Source organism: Endozoicomonas sp. GU-1, assembly GCF_027366395.1.
In the GTDB taxonomy this organism is placed as follows: Bacteria; Pseudomonadota; Gammaproteobacteria; order Pseudomonadales; family Endozoicomonadaceae; genus Endozoicomonas.
In genome coordinates this window covers 1,791,500-1,810,730 of record NZ_CP114771.1, presented here as the reverse complement: position 1 = coordinate 1,810,730, position 19,231 = coordinate 1,791,500, and the positions used below count along the sequence as shown (strand labels likewise).

Annotated in this window: 15 protein-coding genes and 1 pseudogene; 11 read left to right on the top strand and 5 right to left on the bottom strand. The window is 50.5% G+C overall.

All coding sequences use genetic code 11. From position 1 onward, the window contains the following. The first annotated feature begins 193 nt into the window (after positions 1 to 193). Positions 194 to 1,129, top strand: a complete 936-nt coding sequence (locus tag O3276_RS07265; protein WP_269675032.1) for a M23 family metallopeptidase — start codon at positions 194 to 196, stop codon at positions 1,127 to 1,129. A 53-nt stretch (positions 1,130 to 1,182) separates the two neighbouring features. Here O3276_RS07265 and metX read toward each other — a convergent pair whose 3' ends face one another. Then, complete coding sequence (gene metX, locus O3276_RS07260; protein WP_269675031.1) at positions 1,183 to 2,265, bottom strand: homoserine O-acetyltransferase MetX; 1,083 nt, start codon at positions 2,263 to 2,265, stop codon at positions 1,183 to 1,185. Positions 2,266 to 2,272: 7 nt separating this feature from the next. Next, positions 2,273 to 3,229 (bottom strand): cysteine synthase A, encoded by a 957-nt coding sequence (gene cysK / locus O3276_RS07255; protein ID WP_269675030.1) that lies wholly within the window; start codon positions 3,227 to 3,229, stop codon positions 2,273 to 2,275. A 310-nt stretch (positions 3,230 to 3,539) separates the two neighbouring features. On the opposite strand from cysK, the gene secA reads away from it, so the two are divergent. The 4 genes and pseudogenes from secA (at position 3,540) to O3276_RS07235 (ending at position 10,458) form a co-directional block, all read left to right on the top strand. After that, the gene (gene secA, locus O3276_RS07250; protein ID WP_269675029.1) at positions 3,540 to 6,281 is read left to right on the top strand and encodes a preprotein translocase subunit SecA; all 2,742 of its coding nucleotides are present in this window, start codon (positions 3,540 to 3,542) and stop codon (positions 6,279 to 6,281) included. Positions 6,282 to 6,624: 343 nt separating this feature from the next. Continuing rightward, positions 6,625 to 7,843: pseudogene (gene argJ, locus O3276_RS07245) on the top strand (bifunctional glutamate N-acetyltransferase/amino-acid acetyltransferase ArgJ). After that, positions 7,806 to 8,810, top strand: coding sequence for a Nudix family hydrolase (locus O3276_RS07240; RefSeq protein ID WP_269675028.1), 1,005 nt, complete (start codon positions 7,806 to 7,808; stop codon positions 8,808 to 8,810). The pseudogene argJ and the gene O3276_RS07240 overlap by 38 nt, the downstream one beginning before the upstream one ends. Before the next feature lie 205 nt (positions 8,811 to 9,015). After that, positions 9,016 to 10,458 carry a hypothetical protein gene (locus O3276_RS07235; protein WP_269675027.1) on the top strand — a complete coding sequence of 481 codons (1,443 nt, stop codon included), beginning with the start codon at positions 9,016 to 9,018 and terminating at the stop codon, positions 10,456 to 10,458. A gap of 144 nt (positions 10,459 to 10,602) precedes the next feature. Here O3276_RS07235 and yacG read toward each other — a convergent pair whose 3' ends face one another. Both yacG and O3276_RS07225 read right to left on the bottom strand, forming a co-directional pair. Further along, positions 10,603 to 10,803 carry a DNA gyrase inhibitor YacG gene (gene yacG / locus O3276_RS07230; protein WP_269675026.1) on the bottom strand — a complete coding sequence of 67 codons (201 nt, stop codon included), beginning with the start codon at positions 10,801 to 10,803 and terminating at the stop codon, positions 10,603 to 10,605. Between the two features lie 36 nt (positions 10,804 to 10,839). Then, the gene (locus O3276_RS07225; protein ID WP_269675025.1) at positions 10,840 to 11,772 is read right to left on the bottom strand and encodes an outer membrane protein assembly factor BamD; all 933 of its coding nucleotides are present in this window, start codon (positions 11,770 to 11,772) and stop codon (positions 10,840 to 10,842) included. 247 nt (positions 11,773 to 12,019) lie between these two features. Between O3276_RS07225 and rluD the strand changes: the two genes are divergently transcribed. Continuing rightward, a complete protein-coding gene (gene rluD / locus O3276_RS07220) occupies positions 12,020 to 12,991 on the top strand; it encodes a 23S rRNA pseudouridine(1911/1915/1917) synthase RluD (protein WP_269675024.1) in 972 nt (323 codons plus the stop codon). 11 nt (positions 12,992 to 13,002) lie between these two features. Next, positions 13,003 to 13,761 (top strand): peptidoglycan editing factor PgeF, encoded by a 759-nt coding sequence (gene pgeF / locus O3276_RS07215; protein WP_442876571.1) that lies wholly within the window; start codon positions 13,003 to 13,005, stop codon positions 13,759 to 13,761. Between the two features lie 66 nt (positions 13,762 to 13,827). On the opposite strand, the gene O3276_RS07210 is transcribed toward pgeF, so the two are convergent. After that, positions 13,828 to 14,253, bottom strand: a complete 426-nt coding sequence (locus tag O3276_RS07210) for a hypothetical protein (protein ID WP_269675022.1) — start codon at positions 14,251 to 14,253, stop codon at positions 13,828 to 13,830. A 213-nt stretch (positions 14,254 to 14,466) separates the two neighbouring features. Between O3276_RS07210 and clpB the strand changes: the two genes are divergently transcribed. From clpB to O3276_RS07190, 4 genes are all read left to right on the top strand, one after another. Then, positions 14,467 to 17,049, top strand: a complete 2,583-nt coding sequence (gene clpB / locus O3276_RS07205) for an ATP-dependent chaperone ClpB (protein ID WP_269675021.1) — start codon at positions 14,467 to 14,469, stop codon at positions 17,047 to 17,049. Between the two features lie 137 nt (positions 17,050 to 17,186). Then, a complete protein-coding gene (locus O3276_RS07200; protein WP_269675020.1) occupies positions 17,187 to 17,711 on the top strand; it encodes an HAD-IIB family hydrolase in 525 nt (174 codons plus the stop codon). Next, entirely contained in the window at positions 17,708 to 17,989 is a 282-nt protein-coding gene (locus O3276_RS07195; protein ID WP_442876570.1) for an HAD hydrolase family protein, read from the top strand. The genes O3276_RS07200 and O3276_RS07195 overlap by 4 nt, the downstream gene beginning before the upstream one ends. A 262-nt stretch (positions 17,990 to 18,251) precedes the next feature. After that, entirely contained in the window at positions 18,252 to 19,211 is a 960-nt protein-coding gene (locus O3276_RS07190) for a hypothetical protein (RefSeq protein WP_269675018.1), read from the top strand. Positions 19,212 to 19,231 lie beyond the last annotated feature (20 nt).

Below are 19,231 nucleotides of genomic sequence, written 5' to 3'. Positions count from 1 at the left end.
GAACTGTCGTTGAGCGCATTAAAAAATACCGTTTTACAACGATAACATCAGTATCAGGTGGCTCCCGTGCAGGGTGGGATGTAGACGAGCGTAGCTGTGGAAGTGAGGAAATCCGTCCTCTGGTTCTGTATTTTGCATGCTCCTGAAATACAATAGTGGAGATATGCTGCGGGTTGGGCATTAAGGGTTGCTGATGAAAATTATTGTTGTTAACCAGGATCATTCTCAAACCCGAACTTATTCCGGAAGTGGAAAACGGGTAGGGGTTCTGTTTTGCTGTGCTTTTTTGCTCTCCATGGCCGTTGGTGGTGGCGCAATGTATGCCTGGTTGACCAATAACCAGGAGCACATGTTAACCAGTGAGGGCGTTAAAAACTGGAAACAGGTTCTGGATACACAGCAACAGGATCTTGGCCTGGTTCGTCAGCAGGCACAAAACCAGCTGGATGCCCTGATGCTCAGGCTGTCTGAACTTCAGGGGCGTATGACCCGACTTGATGCCCTTGGCGAACGCCTTACCAGCAAGGCAAAACTGGATGACGGTGAGTTTGACTTCAATGAAGCGCCTGCACTGGGTGGACCTCAGGAGTTTACTGAAGCAGAAGCAGCCTACAGCAAGGTGAGTCTGATTGAGGCTATTGATCAATTGGCGGATCAGATCGATAACCGTGAAGAACAACTGGACCTTCTGGATAATCTTATTGCCAACAGAACCCTGCACGACGATGCATTTCTGGCGGGGTTGCCCGTCAGAAAAGGCTGGCTCTCTTCCCGCTATGGTCGCCGTACCGACCCGTTTACCGGTAAGGGTGCCTGGCATAATGGTGTGGATTTTGCCGGTAAGCGCGGCTCAGACATTATTTCCGTGGCGGCAGGTGTTGTTGTCTGGTCAGGCACCCGCTCAGGCTTTGGGCTTCTGGTGGAGGTCAATCATGGCAATGGTTATCTGACACGTTATGCCCACAATGATGAAAACCTGGTCAAGGTCGGTGATATTGTCACCAGAGGGCAGGCCGTTGCCAGAATGGGCAGTTCCGGGCGGTCAACCGGACCACACGTTCACTTTGAGGTCTTGAAAAATGGTAAGCCTCAGGACCCTTCGAGATATATCTACAGAGCAAGTAAGTAGAATTTAAGGCTGATTTTTTTCTTCCTCAGGGCGGTTTTTTTTAACGTCAGCTTTCAGTCGAGAAATGCCCGCAGGTAGCGATCGAAGGCTTCGGTTTCTACCAGGAAGGCATCATGGCCATATTGAGAGGGGTGATTGATATAGTGACAGTCCACCCGTCCCTTCAGCAGCCCCTGGTACAGCTCTTGCTGTTGTTGCGGAGTGAACAGAATATCACTCTCTACCGAAATCACTGTGGTTTTAGCGGTGATTCTGCCGCAAGTGGCTTCGAGTGATCCGTATGGCTGCGTCACATCATATTGGTCCATTGCGGCGGTCAGTACCAAATAGCAATTGGCATCAAAGCTGCGGCAAAACAGATCGGCGTTATAATCCATATAGCTGTTGATTTCCTCATCACGCATACCGATGTTGTTGAAACTATTGAAGCGTCGGTTCCATTCAGCGGCGTTACGATAAGTATAAAGCCCAAGCTTTCGTGCCAATCGAAATCCGTTCAGCCGGGCATCCGGTGCATAATTGCCATCTTGAAAAGCCGGATCCAGCCGAATCGATTCCTGCTGGATCCGACGGTTAGCAATATTGGCCGGATATGCCTTATAGGACGAACTGGTCAACAGTAACCTTTGCACTGAATCTGGATAATCAATTGCCCAGGTCAGTGAAACCATAGCGCCCATTGAGTTACCAATCATGGCATACAGGCTCTCAATGCCGAGATGATCCAGTAATAACTTCTGACTGTGCACCATGTCTGCCATCACCACCTCCGGAAAGTCCCCTGCCCAGGGCTTGCCGGTCACCTGATTAATGGTCAGCGGACTGGTTGAACCAAAACAACTGCCCAAATTATTGATGCAAATAACATGATACCTGTCGGTATCAACCGCTTTGCCCGGCCCCACCAAGGCCTGCCACCAACCCTTTTTCGGATTGGCTTCAGTGGCAGCGACATGGGGCCCGACACTCAAGGCATGATGAATCAGAACAACATTATCCCTTGGCTTATTCAAATGACCGAACGTTTCGTAACACAACTGCCAGTGTTCCAATACCCGGCCATTGGCAAGGGTGAACGGCTTCGTACTTGTAAACAGTCTGGAGCCGTCTTCGAGGTTCTGTATCGAATAACTCAAGACAGTATTACTTTAAGGTTTCCAGCACTTCGTCGTCTGAACCTTCGGCTATATCCTCAAACAGGAAGGTAGACATGTAACGTTCGCCGGTATCCGGCAACATGGCCAGAATGGTAGAGCCTTCAGGCGCAGTTTCAGCCACTTCAAGTGCAGTCGCAACCGTTGCACCGGCAGAGATACCACAGAAGATGCCTTCTTTGCGAGCCAGTTCAAGCGCGGTATCACGGGCAACCACGTCATCAACCGGCAATACTTCATCAATGACGTCACGGTTAAGGACCGGGGCGATAAAATCCGGTGTCCAACCCTGAATCTTGTGCGGTGCCCACTCTTTGCCACTGAGCAATGCCGCACTGGCAGGTTCGGTGCAGATGATTTTGATGTCTGGACGGGCAGCCTTAAGTACTTCACCGACACCGGTGATGGTACCGCCGGTGCCGTAGCCACTGACAAAATAATCCAGCCGCTGGCCGGCAAAATCCTGCAAAATTTCAGGGGCGGTGGTGTTCCGGTGATATTCAGGATTGGCTTCGTTTTCAAACTGTCGAGCCAGGAACCAGCCATTTTTCTCGGACAACTCTTTGGCAACCCGCACCATGCCGGTACCACGCTCGGCAGCCGGCGTCAGTACAACTTTGGCTCCCAAGGCGCGCATGATTTTGCGTCGCTCAACAGAGAATGTTTCGGTCATAACCGCCACAAAAGGATGGTTCAATGCCGCACACACCATGGCCATGGCGATACCTGTATTACCGGAGGTCGCTTCTACGACGGTTTGACCTTCTTCAAGTTCACCTTTTTGCCGGGCGTCGTTGATGATGGCAAATGCCAAACGGTCCTTTACAGAGGACATAGGGTTAAAGTACTCGGCCTTCACGTAGAAGTTGACGTGTGCCGGTGCCAGGCGATTGATTTTAACGATGGGAGTCTGGCCGATCGTTTCTAAAATTGAATTGTAAATCATAAGGGTATGTCTCTTGCTGCCGCCCCGGTTGATATTTTTCTGAGCTCTGTTGCCAAAGGGCTGTTCAGATTTTCAGGCGCACCAGTATGCCGTCAGTTCAATACCAGTGCAAAAATCTAAACCAGCTTGAAAGCATTGAATATTTTTTACCGACTCAGCTTAATGGACAGCACAGAAATACAGCTAATATAGGTGAGACTTTGCCGTGATTGTCATAGAATGTTGGACTATTGTGCGCTTGTCTGCTCCGGCCCGGATTTGTCGGTAGGAGGACAGCTCCGGAAACAGAGTGTGAGACTGTTAACAACTTATGTTTGCTTCGTTAATTAAGAAAGTTATTGGTAGCCGGAATGACCGCCAGCTGAAACGGATGGGCAAGATTGTCAAATCAATCAATGCCCTGGAAGAAAGCCTGGCGGCTTTGAGCGACGATGAGCTGAAGGCTAAAACCGGAGAGTTTCGTGAGCGCTTCAACAAAGGCGAAACCCTTGATGACCTGTTGCCTGAGGCGTTTGCTGTGGTTCGTGAGGCGGGCAAGCGGGTGATGGGCATGCGTCATTTTGATGTCCAGCTTATTGGTGGTATGACCCTCCATGAAGGGCGCATTGCCGAGATGCGCACCGGTGAAGGTAAGACACTGGTAGCCACCCTGCCTGCTTATTTGAACGCGATTCCCGGTCAGGGCGTTCATGTGGTTACCGTGAATGATTATCTGGCTCGTCGTGATGCGAACTGGATGCGCCCGCTCTATGAGTTTCTGGGGATGAGCGTGGGCATTGTTGTTCCGCAGCAGGATCCGGAAGAGAAGCGTCAGGCTTATCAGGCGGATATCACCTACGGAACCAACAACGAGTTTGGTTTTGACTACCTTCGTGACAACATGGCCTTCCGGAAGGAAGATCGCTTCCAGCGTGATCTCTTCTTCTCCATTGTCGATGAGGTTGACTCGATTCTGATTGATGAGGCCAGAACACCGCTGATTATTTCCGGCCCGGCTGAAGACTCCTCAGAACTTTATAAAAAGATGAATCAGCTGGTTCCCAGGCTGCAACGGCAGGAGCCCATTCCTGAAGACCAGGATCCCAATACCGTTGAACTTACCGGTCATTACTCAGTCGATGAGAAGACCCGCCAGGTTGAGTTGAATGAACTGGGCCATCAGTTTATTGAAGAGCTGCTGCAACAGGAAGGTTTGTTGCCGGAAGGGGAAAGTCTTTACGCCTCCAACAACCTGAACCTGCTGCACCATGCGAACTCAGCCCTGAAAGCCCATGTGCTGTTTAACCGCAATGTGGAATACATTGTGCAGAATAATGAAGTTCTGCTGGTGGATGAGCATACCGGCCGGACCATGCCGGGCCGTCGTCTCTCGGAAGGTCTGCATCAGGCGATTGAAGCGAAAGAAGGGCTGCGTATTCAGGCGGAGAGCCAGACTCTGGCTTCCACAACGTTCCAGAATTATTTCCGGAATTATGACAAGCTCTCCGGCATGACCGGTACTGCCGATACCGAAGCGTTCGAGTTCCGTCAGATTTATGGCCTGGACGTGATTGTTATTCCTACCCATAAGGAGATGGTTCGTCAGGATGGCAATGATCTCGTCTATCTGACGATCGCGGAAAAATACGACGCCATTATTGAAGATATCAAGGAAACGGTGAAAGCCGAGCGTCCGGTTCTGGTGGGTACGGCGTCTATCGACTCTTCTGAGCATCTGTCTAAAGCTCTTGATAAAGCGGGCATTGCTCACCAGGTACTGAATGCCAAATTCCATGAGAAAGAAGCGGATATCATCGCCCAGGCTGGTCGCCCCGGTGCGGTCACCATCGCCACCAATATGGCGGGCCGTGGTACCGATATCATGCTGGGCGGTAACTGGAAGGCAGAAGTTGCTGAGCTGGATAACCCGGCCCAGGAGCAAATTGATCAGATCAAAGCGGATTGGCAGAAACGCCACATGGCGGTGCTTGAAGCCGGTGGTCTGCATATTATCGGTACCGAGCGTCACGAGTCACGACGTATTGATAACCAGTTAAGAGGCCGTTCCGGTCGTCAGGGCGACCCGGGCTCTTCCCGTTTTTATCTGTCTCTGGAAGACAGCCTGATGCGGATTTTCGCTTCTGAGCGGGTCAAGAACTTTATGAAAGCCCTGGGCATGGAAAAAGGTGAAGCCATTGAACACCGCATGGTGACCAATGCCATCGAAAAAGCCCAGCGTAAAGTGGAAGGTCGCAACTTTGATATTCGTAAGCAGCTGCTGGAATATGATGATGTTGCCAATGACCAGCGTAAGGTCATTTATCATCAACGGGATGAACTGCTCAGTGCGGAGGATGTTTCTTCCAGTATTGAAGCACTCCGTGAAGACGTGGTCAGTGGCCTGATCAGTCAGCACATTCCACCCCAGAGCCTGGAAGAGCAGTGGGATGTGAAAGGTCTGGAAGAGAAACTGGCCAGCGAGCTCAATGAGCGTATGCCGGTTCAGCAGTGGCTGGATGAAGATGATCGTCTGGATGAAGAGGCGCTTCGTGAGCGTATTCTTCAGGGGGTAATCGATTCTTACCGCAAGAAGGAAGAACTGGCCGGTGCTGAAGTTCTGCGCAACTTTGAAAAGCATATTCTGCTGCGGATTCTGGATGACAAGTGGAAAGAGCATCTGGCCACCATGGACCACCTGAGACAGGGTATTCATCTGCGTGGTTATGCCCAGAAGAACCCCAAGCAGGAATACAAGCGTGAGGCGTTTGAGTTATTCCAGCAGATGCTTGAGGATATCAAGTACGACACGATTCGTATTATCTCCCATGTGCAGGTGCAGGAAGATGATCGAACCGCTGAGATGGAACGTCAGCGTCGTGAGGAAATGGCCCGGAGAATGCAGTTTGAGCATGCCAGGGCCCAGGGTGTAGAAGCAGAAGCAACCGGGCAGGAAGCACCTGAAGAGGAAGCTCACCAGCCATTTGTCCGGGAAGGGCGTAAAGTGGGGCGGAACGATCCGTGTCCATGTGGTTCCGGTAAAAAGTTCAAACAGTGCCACGGTAAAATTGCCTGATCAGGGCCGGTAACTTAAACTGCGGGTCAGCTTTAACAGGCTGACCCGTTTTTGTTTGTGCATCGGCATCTGCTCTAGGAGCCTGTCCGAGAATAGACTGCCCTACCGGCAACTGCTCCTGCGTTGCTCTAGCTCCTGCATCCATGCAGTCGTGCGGTGGCAGCAAATTGGTCTAAAAATTCCGTTTTGTTCGGCAAATAGCCCCGCTATTCACCTCACAAAACGAAATTTTTATCCTCAATTTTCTGCCATCCTCGCTACGGGCGCTATTCTCGGACAGGCTCCTAGGCGTAACCACAAAATCAGTCAAGAATAAGCAACGATATCACCAATGGAGTCAATCATGGCAACGGGTTCTGGGGAATGGACTGCAGTGAAACCGGTCAGGGGCTTTCGCCTGGGAACGGCAATGGCGGGGATCAGAAAACCCGGCCGCCGGGATCTTGTGGTGATGAACTGGGATAAGGGCAGCTCCGTGGCCGGGGGTTTTTACCCTTAACCGCTTCTGTGCGGCCCCGGTTCATTTAAGCCGTGAGCGCTTAACCAGTGATCCCCGTTACTTTCTGATTAACACCGGCAATGCCAATGCAGGCACCGGTGAACAGGGAATGGTGGCAGCCAGGCAGACATCATCCGAGCTGGCGACGTTGTCCGGCGTTAATGAGTGTCAGGTCCTGCCGTTTTCAACCGGCGTGATTGGTGAGCAGCTTCCGGTCAATACGCTCTGTGCAGCGCTACCAGCGGCGCTGTCTGATCTGCAAGAAGATAACTGGTTGCATGCCGCTGAAGGTATCATGACCACCGATACGCGACCTAAAGGCAGCAGCCGTCAATTTCAACATGAGGGAACCACCTATACAGTCTCCGGAATCAGTAAGGGTGCCGGAATGATCAAGCCCAATATGGGCACCATGCTGGCTTATATCGCAACGGATGCGGCGGTTGAACAAACGTTTTTGCAAAACCTGCTGTTGGACATTACCAACCAATCCTTTAACCGGATCACCATCGATGGTGATACATCGACCAATGACAGCTTTATGGTGGTTGCTACAGGGGCGGCTGGTAATGATCCAATCACTTCCCGAGATTCCGGGTTGGCCGGGAAGCTAGCGGCGAGCCTTCGCGAGGTGGCCGTTGAGCTTGCCCAGGCGATTGTCAGGGATGGCGAGGGAGCCACCAAATTTGTCACTGTAAAAGTGGCAGAGGCGGCCTCCCATCAGGACGCCCTGGAAGTGGCTTATACCGTCGCCCATTCGCCACTGGTTAAAACCGCCCTGTTTGCCAGTGACCCAAACTGGGGGCGAATTCTGGCAGCGGTTGGCCGGGCCGATATTCCTGCGCTTGAGATTGACCGTGTATCCATCTGGCTGGGGGATACTGCCATTGTTGACTGTGGCCAGCCCGCAGTGGGTTATACCGAAGAAGCCGGCCAGAAAGTAATGGATCAGGAGGACATTCTGATCAGGATTTCCCTGGGCGCAGGCCATTGCACCGAAGAGATCTGGACGACCGATTTATCCCATGAGTATGTTAAGATCAACGCCGAGTATCGCACCTGAATCCATTGCCTCAATGATTATTGACAATAGAAACGTGGTTCATGTGGCAGTTGCTGTGATTCTTGGGGACGATGGCCGGGTTTTACTGGCCAAGCGTCCTGAAGATAAACACATGGGCGGATTATGGGAGTTTCCCGGCGGTAAAGTCGAGTCCGGGGAAGATATCAGGGTCGCCCTGAGTCGGGAACTTCGCGAAGAGCTGGATATCGGCGTTGCCACTTTTTCACCACTCATCAAAATTCGCCATGACTACCCTGATAAGTCCGTATTGCTGGATACCTGGGTGGTCAGTGGTATTCAGGGCGAGCCGAAAGGCAATGAAGGTCAGTTGATTCAGTGGGTTGAGAAGGAATGTCTTAATGACTATGAGTTTCCTGAAGCCAATAAGGTGATTCTCCGGGCGCTGCAACTTCCTGACCATTATATGATTACCGGGCATTTTGCGGAAAAAGAAGCACTCTTCAACAGCGTTTTGGCAGCGCTGGATAACGGTATTCGCCTGATTCAATTTCGGGCTCATTGGCTTGAGGCGGGTGACTATCTCCGGCTGGCACGGGAACTGTCAAGTTGCGCTCAGGCCGCTGGTGGGACGCTGATCATCAAAGGGGATTTCTCCCTTTTGTCAGAGTCATGGTGCCATGGGCTGCATTTGACCTCCCGTCAGCTGGGTTTGCCGGTTAAACCTGAAAAGCGCCATAGCGGCCAGCTTTTGGTCGCCTCATGTCACGATAAGGCGCAGATCAAAGCGGCTGAGGCAATGGCGGTGGACTTTATTACCCTGTCACCGGTCAAGGCAACCGCTTCCCATCCTGAGGCCAGCCCTCTGGGGTTAGAGCGGGCTAAAATGCTGACTGGCATAGCAAAAGTACCTGTGTTCTGGCTTGGGGGGATGAATCCAGAAGATGCGCATCTTGCCCGGCAGCTGGGTGCCCGGGGAATTGCTGCCATTCAGGCTTTTTGGGGCTGATTTTCTCTGGCTTCGGAACGCCTGCTCAGAGCTATAGGGCCTATCAATTATTGGTCAGTTTTGCTTTTATTATGACTTTTAAATAACTAGAATTTTTTTAATTCCTAAAAATTATAACTGACTATTGAACCAACTCATAATTTTCCTCTCTAAAACACCAGTATCACTTAAAAAAAATCACAAACAACCAATAGAGGAAGTTATTATGCCTAGTTCAATCGGTGCACCTGCACCTCAAGTAATCGTTGTGGAACCCCACAAAAGAGATTGGACCATCGTGAGATGGTGCCACAAAGTTGCCGATAGTGTTTCCAGAAAATTCGACGAAGGAAGCACATTCGGTAAATGGCTCGGACGTGCAGTTGCTGCAGTCTTTGTGCCTTTTGGAATCTTGCCTTCCCTGGTTGGTGATGCCATCCACGGTATTAGAGGTAAAGACCTTTCTGACAGGCGTGTTGAAACCACACAGGCAGTTGAAAAGAAAATTCCGACCACGGAGGAATTTGCAGCCCTGACAGCGGAAAAAGAAGCCCTGAAAACGGATAAAGAAGCACTGCTTAAGAGAGTTTCTGCTGCAGAAGCGGATGCCAAGCAAGCAAAGCTTGAAAATGAGGATCTTAATACTCGTGCTGAAAGACAAGCTGACGCTCTGGTTCGTATTGCTCATGAAGAAAAGCAAGAGCTCTTAAAGAAGGCACAGGATAAATTCAATAAAGAGCGCGAATCTAAAGTTCGTTGTATCCGCAGGCAGCATGGTGAACTTAAAACCAAGGACGCGGAATTAGAAAAGCAGGCAATAAAACTGAAATTTCAGGAATGGAAACTGAAAGTTCGGGAACAGAACCAGGCAGCACTGGGGGCAGATCTGAAAAACTACAAGGCTGTTGCTATTCATTACAAGAATCAAGCTGAAACTTTCAAGAAAGTCGCAGTTGATAATATACAAAATGCTTTCAGAGAAGCAACTAGGTCTATTTCTACGGAGAAAGAGTTGGAAAGGGAACAGACAATAACCCGTTATATGGCAGAAGAGTTGGTGAAGGAACGGCAAAAAACCTGGCAAGAGAAATATCTGAATGACCTTTTTAAAGATTTCAGTGTTAAGCAAGGTTTGAAAGTTTTGCTGGCTGAGGAAAATTTGGTAAGTTGTGACGAGTTGGACAATTTAGATGAATACTCTGTTGTTAAGGTTGAAATGAATGAGGATGGGAAGGAGCCAATCTTTAACCTTACCGTTATAGCGCCAGGGGCTGATAAGAGAGTTGTCAGTATCAATTTAATTCAGTTGAACACTTTGTTGAATCGCATGGAGCAATTTGATAATGAATTGATGGACTTTGGTGCACGTGTTCGTGATGGCATGTACGCTCTGAAGACGCATGCTGAAGTACCAGGTTATGGCCCGGGTTCTAGAGGTTTCGGCTATTATAATGCAGATGAAGCTGAATCCGTTCATGGTAGCGTTGATGGTGAACAGCCTTTGTCGTTTGATAATTATGATCCGTCTTTGCAATTGGAACAACCTGGTGAGAGTCTCTTGCCTCCGGCGGGTCAGAATGGCACTGGAAACCAACCTGGCGCAGAGGTTTCTGTTGATAAGCAAGATTCGGAATCTGTGAAAGCTAATAATGGTGGAGAGGGGGAATAAATCTTCGCGACTCACCTGATCTCAAGCCATTGTTTGCCTATGGCAGCAAAGCTTGAAAAGTAGTGCCATAAACCGGGGATATCCCCGGTTTTTTTATTGGCTTGCATGTCTTCTTGAGCGTCAACAGGCCCTGAACATGACTACTTAATGCCGGGTGGGCACCTCATCAAGCTCTTGGGACATCAGGTCATCAAAGGCCGGATCACCCGGAATGGTATGTTCTTCTTTTGCCCAGGCACCAAAGTCAATCAGCTTGCAGCGTTCTGAGCAAAAGGGACGGTACTTGCTTTCGGGAACCCACTTCACGGCTTTTCCGCACTGTGGGCATTTAACGGTTTTGGTCATGTGCTAGCCAGATAGACTTGGAAAAGGTATATCGCCTCAATTCACCACAGGTGGCTGTGGCGGAGGTGCGTCCTGAATTTTGGGTTTGGAGCGGCCAATCAGGCCGAAGGTTAGCGTGCTCCAGATGGATGGATCCACGTCTTCAAACACCTTGTAACCTACAAAATTGCCATTCTTGTCCAGCGCCGGGTGGTTCGGGTAGTTCAGCCTTAACACCTCCAGGGCCTCACCGGCGGGTTCTGGCAGTTCCAGATGTTGATAGCCTTCGACCATAATGGCCAGGGCTTCGGGAACGGCGGGTGTCTGTTGCATATTCTCGACAACATAGCGCCCACGGTTGACCGCAGCGACATAGGCCTTACGTTTCAGATAATAGTTAGCGGCATGAATTTCGTACTCAGCCAGCCGGTTACGGAGGGCAACCATGCGCTGGCGGGCATCCGGCACGTATTTACTCTCAGGGTAACGGCTCAGCAATTCAGAAAACTCGTTAAAAGATACCCGCGCCTGGCCAGGATCACGGCGGGTCAGATCCATTGGCAGGTATCGCTCCAGCAGGCCCATGGACGCAGTGTTGGACGCCAGCCCTTTGATGTAATAGGCGTAGTCTGCGTCAGGGTGCTGCGGGTGCAGGCGGATAAAACGGTCAGCGGCAGCTCTGGAGGCCTCCGGCTCGGCATTTTTGAAATAGGCGTAAATGATATCCAGTTGTGCCTGTTCAGCAAATGCACCAAAAGGATAGCGGGACTCCAGGGTTCTCAGAGATTTAATGGCTTCGGAATAGCGACCGTCCTCAAGTGCCTTGCTGGACAGTTGGTAAAGCTCGGGCTCAGACAGGGCTTCCGGGAGTTGCTCTTTATTTTCGGTGGATGCACAACCCGCCAGAAGAACAGTGGCAAACACCATCAAAATGGATCTGGTGAGAAACGGGGGCAGTAGCCTGGGCAATTTTGCAGTCAAGATGGTCATGGTGTTGATTGGTTTCCGTACTTGTCCCGTGCTCTTTACACATCAATTTCTGTCGCTTTCGACAACCACTCAGGCTTGAGAGTCTTCTTGTGGTAAACTCTTCAAACCGATAAAAGACTTACTAAACCTGCATTTAAACATAGTCTGCCGGAAAACGAAAGACAAGATTTTACGGCGTTCTGGTTACAGGCATGTGCGGTTTGCGTTGTCGGTACTGAAAGTAGATTTATGAACTGAGTGTTGCTGAATGGGCGAAGTTACTAAACATGTCATCAAAGAGAGTGTCACGGTGCCTGATGATCAGGGTGGTCGTCGATTTGATCAGATAGCGGCGGCCTGTTTTCCGGAGTTTTCCAGGGCCCGGCTTCAGGAGTGGATTCGTGAGGGCTTTCTGGTGGTGGATGGCGATGCCCGAAAACCAAAAGAGAAGCTCTATGGCGGGGAACAGTTATCTCTGTCCGTTGAGGTTCAGCCTGAAGGGCAATGGGCCGCGGAAAATATCCCGTTGGACGTTGTTTATCAGGATAACCATATCATGGTGATCAATAAGCCTGCAGGTCTGGTGGTGCATCCCGCTGCGGGAAACTATACCGGGACGCTGCTCAACGCCCTGTTGTACCACTATCCGGATAATGCAGCGTTGCCCCGGGCTGGTATTGTGCACCGGCTGGATAAGGATACCACCGGCCTGATGGTGGTTGCCCGTTCCCTGGCAGCGCACACCGACCTTGTTGCACAGCTGCAGGATCGTACGGTTCATCGTGAATATGAGGCGGTTGTGCGAGGGGTAATGACGGGAGGGGGTGTGGTTGATGCGCCGATCGGCCGACACCCGCAAAACCGCTTGAAGATGGCCGTTGTGCGCGGTGGCAAACCGTCGGTTACCCATTACCGGGTAGTGAAACGTTATAAGGCGCACACCCATATCCGGCTTAACCTGCAAACGGGCAGAACTCATCAGATCCGTGTGCATATGAGTCACCAGCACTTCCCCCTGGTGGGTGATGACCTTTACGGTGGGGGGCTGAAGTTGCCCAAGTCATGTCCGGCTGCGTTGGAAGCCGTTCTGAGAGCCTTCAGACGACAGGCCCTTCATGCCCGTCAGCTTGGTCTGATACATCCGGCCACGGGAGAGTATATGGAATGGGAGGTGCCCCTGACCGATGATTTCCAGATGTTATTGGACAGTCTGGCTGCCAATGAGCCGCTCTCAGATTAAGACAGAGGAGAATGTGGGTGAGCAGTGAGCGCTACCTGTGGGCCGACTGGCCTGCGCCGGAGGGTGTTAAAGCGTTGGTGACTACCCGAAAGGGTGGGCTGAGTGACGCTGGTTTTTCCAGCTTCAACCTCGGGCTCTACTGTGGTGATGACCAGGACACGGTTCGGGCAAACCGGCAGCGACTGGAGCAGGACCTTGATCTGACCACATCCCCGCTGTGGTTAAGACAGGTGCATGGTGTTGCCGTTGCCGATGCCAATGCTGATCACCAGGAAACGAAAGCAGACGCTTCGGTTGCCCGCCAACCGGGCGCAGCCTGTGCTGTGCTGACGGCAGACTGTTTACCGGTTCTGTTCTGTAACCTGAAAGGAACGGTGGTCGCGGCAGCTCATGCTGGCTGGAAAGGGTTAGTGGCCGGGGTTCTTGAAGCGACGGTTCATTCCATGGCAGTGCCACCCCAAACCGTTATGGCTTGGCTGGGGCCTGCCATCGGTCAGCATAATTTTGAGGTTGGACCGGAAGTCAGGGAGCAGTTTCTGGCGGCAGATACTGGCTGCTCGGAAGTATTTATTCCCGGCCGTGGTGATCGCTGGTTTGCCGATCTTTATTTGCTGGCGCGCAGGCGGCTGAACGGACTCGGCATTAACAAGGTGTACGGTGGTGAGTTCTGTAGTTATGACCAGTCTGATCTTTTCTATTCTTACCGTCGCGATGGAAATGCGTCGGGAAGGATGGCCTCCCTGATCTGGAGGGTGCCATCTCTGGGCTGACACAGGCCTCCCAGGAGCCTTTTGCCTCCCTGCATGAATGCTTCCTGTTTCAGGGAAGGGGAAGGTTCATTCAGGAATGGGGGAGAGTCTTTTGGTATAGGTGCTAGCAGTCCAATGGTGGCCATGGGGTTCTGATGCCTGTTGTTTATCGGTGTCGGGTTTGATTTGCGGGTAACAGTTATCTGCTGGCTCAGATACCGGTTGGAATGTGCTCATACGGGGCGTCTCGGGTTCTGCTTTGCGCAAAGCCAGTTCGATCCACTGGCTTTCTGAGGGTACTTGCGCAGAGAATGTTTTTCTTACGAAGTCTCCGGGCAGGCTATCGAAACTTTGTAAATGCCGGGTTGGTGAGCTTATTGTTTCTATTTGTCCGTGCTTAAACGGATTGATGGTGTTTGGCGGTTTTTTTTGGTAGGCATCTGTTGGAGTCGAAACATTTTGAGGGCTTTGCCGGTTGAAACTTAACCGGCTGATCCCTGGTAAACAGTTCATTCAGTTCATCCTCATAATGCCTGGCTCAAAAATAATAGACTGGCAATAAGGATGATTGGTTCCTGTTGATTAAATAAAAAGACGTTTTCACAGTTACGATTGACAGTTCATCCTTGAAATGCCACACACCAGCACTATATAGATAGTTAACCATATGAAAACATCTGTTTCTGGCTACTTAGAAGTAAAGATCATGAGTAGGAGAAGGTCATTATGAGAATGGATCGGCTGACCAGCAAACTCCAGTCAGCTCTGTCTGATGCCCAGTCTCTGGCTATTGGCAAAGATAACAGTCAGATTGAGCCCGTCCACCTTTTGCTTGCGCTCATCGACCAGAAGGGAGGCTCGGTCAAGCCTCTGCTGATGCAGGTCGGCTTTGATGTGAACATCCTTCGTGGTGAGCTGACCGACATGCTGGAACAGTTGGCCAGGGTATCATCGCCAACCGGTGATATTCAGATGTCCCAGGCCCTCTATCGAATGCTGAACCTTGCGGACAAAAAAGCACAGCAGGCCAGTGACCAGTTTATTTCCAGTGAAACCATGCTGCTGGTCATGATGGAAGACAGTGGTCCACTGGGCAAATTACTGAACAGTCAGGGAGTCAGCCAGAAAGCGCTGGAAAACGCCATTAAAAATATTCGCGGAGGCGCGTCTATTGACGACCCGAATGCGGAAGATTCCCGAAACTCCCTGAGCAAATACACCATTGATCTGACCGAACGTGCAGAAGAGGGTAAGCTGGATCCGGTCATTGGCCGGGATGATGAAATCCGACGGACGATCCAGGTTCTGCAGCGAAGAACCAAAAACAATCCGGTGATTATTGGAGAGCCGGGCGTCGGTAAAACCGCCATTGTTGAAGGTCTGGCCCAGCGTATCGTCAATGGTGAAGTGCCGGAAGGTTTGAAAGGAAAAAGGCTGCTATCGCTGGATATGGGCGCATTGATCGCTGGTGCCAAGTTCCGTGGCGAGTTTGAAGAGCGGCTGAAGTCAGTGCTGAATGACCTGGCCAAACAGGAAGGTCAGATCATCCTGTTTATTGATGAAATACATACCATGGTGGGTGCCGGTAAAGCGGATGGAGCCATGGACGCCGGGAATATGCTGAAACCTGCGCTGGCCAGGGGCGAGTTGCATTGTGTCGGTGCCACGACCCTTGATGAGTACAGACAATATATTGAGAAAGACGCAGCCCTGGAAAGGCGTTTCCAGAAGGTGCTGGTGGATGAGCCCACGGAAGAGGATGCCATCGCCATTCTCCGTGGCCTAAAGGAACGCTATGAGGCGCATCACGGGGTTGATATTACTGATCCGGCCATTATTGCCGCGGTCAAACTGTCCCAGCGTTATATCACTGATCGGCAACTGCCGGATAAGGCGATTGATCTGATTGATGAGTCCGCCAGCCGTATTCGGATGGAAATGGACTCCAAGCCGGAAGCCATGGATCGACTGGAACGTCGCCTGATTCAACTCAAAATAGAACAGGAAGCCCTGAAAAAAGAAGATGATGAAGCGTCCAGGGAACGTCTGGCCAGGCTGAATGAGCAGGTTGGTGAACTGGAGCGCGAGTATTCCGACCTGGAAGATGTCTGGAAAGCGGAAAAAGCCCAGTTGCAGGGTGGGCAGAAGCTGCGTGAAGCAAAAGAAAAACTGTTGATTGAGCTGGAAGCCGCCAGACGGGCAGGGGATTTAACCAAAATGTCCGAAATTCAGTATGGTACCCTGCCGGAACTGGATAAACAGCTGGCCCAGGCGGATGCCCTGGAAACCGGCGAACATCAGCTGCTGAGAAACCGGGTAACGGAAGAAGAGATTGCCGAAGTGGTGTCCAAATGGACAGGCATTCCGGTTGCCAAGATGCTGGAAGGCGAGAAAGAGAAGTTGCTGCGTATGGAGGATGCGCTCCATAAACGGGTGGTTGGCCAGGATGAGGCAGTGATTGCGGTTGCTAATGCGGTGCGGCGCTCCCGGGCCGGGTTAGCGGATCCCAACCGCCCTAACGGCTCCTTTATGTTCCTTGGCCCAACCGGTGTTGGTAAGACCGAACTGTGTAAGGCGCTGGCTGAATTTCTGTTTGATACGGAAGATGCCATTGTCCGTATCGACATGTCAGAGTTTATGGAGAAACACTCGGTTTCCCGCCTGTTAGGTGCGCCTCCGGGGTACGTAGGTTATGAGGAAGGTGGCTACCTGACCGAAGCCGTACGTCGTAAGCCGTACTCCCTGGTGTTGATGGATGAAGTTGAGAAGGCGCATCCGGATGTTTTTAATATTCTTCTGCAGGTATTGGAAGATGGTCGTCTGACCGATGGTCAGGGGAGAACGGTAGACTTTAAAAATACCGTTATTGTCATGACATCAAACCTGGGGTCTGACCTTATTCAGACATTCCAGAACAAAGAGACCGGTGAAACCGATTTTGAACAGCTGAAGAGTACCCTGATTGAAGTGGTAGGCACGCACTTCCGGCCAGAGTTTGTTAACCGGATTGATGAGGTAGTGGTATTCCATCCGCTGGGTGCCAGCCAGATCAAATCCATCGCCAGCATACAGTTGGCTAACCTGGATCGCAGGCTGGCGGACAATAATCTACGGCTGGCGCTTTCTGATGAGGCAATGGATCAGCTGGCAGAAGTCGGTTTTGACCCGGTGTATGGTGCCCGGCCATTGAAACGGGCTATTCAACGGAGCATAGAAAACCCGCTGGCTGAAGCTATTCTATCTGGCCGATATAAACCAGGTGATACCATTAAGGTGGCAGTGCAGGATGGGGAGTTGGCGTTTTCCTGATTGAGAAAACTACGGATTGAACGATTTTCCACCTGGCCTTACGTTAGCAGGTATTCTTTTTAATGGAAGGGACTGCCTGCTTCCTCAGGATACTCTTCCTCAGTTTTCTGCAATAGGATTTGCATAGAGGTATTTATATGTATCCAGTGGTTGTATCCGATCTTGATGGAACTCTGCTCACCAAGCAGCATGAACTTTCTCCCAGAACCCGTGACGTGATTCGGCACCTGAGTGAGAAAGGTATCAAATTTATTTTTGCTACTGGCCGCCACTTTCAGGATGTTGAAAGAATAAGATCACAGCTTGGCGTGGATATGTATCTGATTACCAGTAATGGTGCCAGAGTTCATAATCCGAAGGGCGAAATGATTGTTCAGCACGATATTAACCCCGAATTTGTGCAGCCATTATTGTCCCTGCGAAAACCCTTTGCAGACAAGGTTCATACCAGCGTTTATCAGGGAGAGCAGTGGCGGGTTGAGGTTGAGCATAAGGACCTCCATGGGTTCAGCAAGGCGAGCGGCTTTACCTATCATTTGGCTGATTTTGATACGGTTGAAACCAGTGCCATCCAGAAGATCTTTTTGTCGCGGAATCCCACGCTGACTTATTGCCACTGTCTGACCGGGCCCGTGAACTTTACGGTGATCAGTTTTATATGACCTACTCTCTGCCGGAGTGTTTTGAAATTATGGCACCGGGCGTTTGCAAGGGGACAGCACTGGAAGAGGTGCTGAAGCTGAAAGGCTATGGTCTGCAGGATGCCATCGCTTTCGGTGATGGTATGAATGATTTTGAGATGCTGTCCAGCGTCGGCAAAGGTGTGGTGATGGGTAATGCTGACCCATCGCTGGTGAACAGTCTGCCGGGGTTTGAGCGTATTGGTCATTGTGATGACCACGCGGTGGCTGAGTACCTGGCGAAGCTGTACAGCCTTTAACTTTTCCTGTTGGTGGTCCTGGCGCATGGCTGCATTGGCATGGCCAGCAACGGGCCACCGTCTTCCTCGTCAGCCGTGCGCTGGCTTGCCAAAAGCTTTACATCATCATTGTTAATATCTATTGCATTTCTTGATGCCGGGTTGACATAAACCCTGGGCGGTTCATGTTATGGAGGAACTTTTATAAGAAAGAACAGTCCTAGCTTTTGATTCAGTTATTCAATCATTAAATCATTCAATTATTCAATTATTCAATTATTCAATGACTGATCCATTTTTTAACACACACTTTTTGTGTATGGAGTTTCAAAAAGCGTACGAATCTGTTATGTCGAACAATGGATTGGTTTGGTATGGCTGGCCGCAGCAAAGAGGTTTAGCGTTTGGACTGCAGGTTGAACAAGCTGCACCTGTCAGGTATTTGGATACTTCGATTCCATGTGGTGCAAGCTTCAATAACCCGGTCAGGGATGTTCATTTTAAAAAAGTGCCTGCCAGTGCTATTTATTTTCAAGAATCTGAACAAGGCGAACCGATAGACTTATCTCATAGACTCGGAACATACCGGCAAGCCGAAAATACTAAAATCCTTACCGTTCAACCTGAAGCAAGAATTGATCGGGTTGGGAGTATGGGAGGTGAAGCGAATGCTTACTTATATTCTATCAATGCTAATCACACCGCACCTGCTTCAACACTGCAAGACACTGCCGTAAATGAGTCAGATGTTAAAGCTTCTACTTCCGGCTCTGGTGAATCTCCGACCATATCTCATGATAAGGGGTACCAGAAGGCTAATGCCCAGTCCGAAAAACGGGAGGCTACCCGAAAAGCTTACCGTGAGCCCGATAAAGGAAGGGTGTGTCAGAAAACTCAAACACGGTCCGAAAAACGGAGGGCTTCCCAGAAGGCTTATGCACATTCCGAGAAAGGAAAGGCTACCCGAAAGGCTTACGACCAGTCCGAAAAGCGGAGGGCTGCCCAGAAGATTAACAATAAGACTTACAATAAGTCCGAAAAAGGGAAGGCTGTCCGATGGGCTTATGAGAATTCCGAGAAACGGAAGGCTTGCAAGAGGGCATACCAGAAGGTTTACCATAAGGCTTATTATCAAGTTTTCAAAAATACCGGTGATAGAGAACGAGCAAGAATTGCTGCCAAGCAAGCGATTGCCTTAAAAAGAGAATCAGATAAAACAAAGAATAATGAGCTTTCAAACTGACTCAGTGTCATTAATCGAAG

Coding starts and splice junctions, on each gene's coding strand:
- secA (WP_269675029.1), top strand. CDS start 3,540: ATGTTTGCTTCGTTAATTAAGAAAGTTATTGGTAGCCGGAATGACCGC.
- O3276_RS07225 (WP_269675025.1), bottom strand. CDS start 11,772: ATGACCATCTTGACTGCAAAATTGCCCAGGCTACTGCCCCCGTTTCTC.
- O3276_RS07190 (WP_269675018.1), top strand. CDS start 18,252: ATGACTGATCCATTTTTTAACACACACTTTTTGTGTATGGAGTTTCAA.
- O3276_RS07200 (WP_269675020.1), top strand. CDS start 17,187: ATGTATCCAGTGGTTGTATCCGATCTTGATGGAACTCTGCTCACCAAG.
- cysK (WP_269675030.1), bottom strand. CDS start 3,229: ATGATTTACAATTCAATTTTAGAAACGATCGGCCAGACTCCCATCGTT.
- clpB (WP_269675021.1), top strand. CDS start 14,467: ATGAGAATGGATCGGCTGACCAGCAAACTCCAGTCAGCTCTGTCTGAT.
- yacG (WP_269675026.1), bottom strand. CDS start 10,803: ATGACCAAAACCGTTAAATGCCCACAGTGCGGAAAAGCCGTGAAGTGG.
- O3276_RS07195 (WP_442876570.1), top strand. CDS start 17,708: ATGACCTACTCTCTGCCGGAGTGTTTTGAAATTATGGCACCGGGCGTT.
- pgeF (WP_442876571.1), top strand. CDS start 13,003: ATGTGGGTGAGCAGTGAGCGCTACCTGTGGGCCGACTGGCCTGCGCCG.
- O3276_RS07235 (WP_269675027.1), top strand. CDS start 9,016: ATGCCTAGTTCAATCGGTGCACCTGCACCTCAAGTAATCGTTGTGGAA.
- O3276_RS07265 (WP_269675032.1), top strand. CDS start 194: ATGAAAATTATTGTTGTTAACCAGGATCATTCTCAAACCCGAACTTAT.
- O3276_RS07240 (WP_269675028.1), top strand. CDS start 7,806: ATGAGTATGTTAAGATCAACGCCGAGTATCGCACCTGAATCCATTGCC.
- rluD (WP_269675024.1), top strand. CDS start 12,020: ATGGGCGAAGTTACTAAACATGTCATCAAAGAGAGTGTCACGGTGCCT.
- O3276_RS07210 (WP_269675022.1), bottom strand. CDS start 14,253: ATGAACTGTTTACCAGGGATCAGCCGGTTAAGTTTCAACCGGCAAAGC.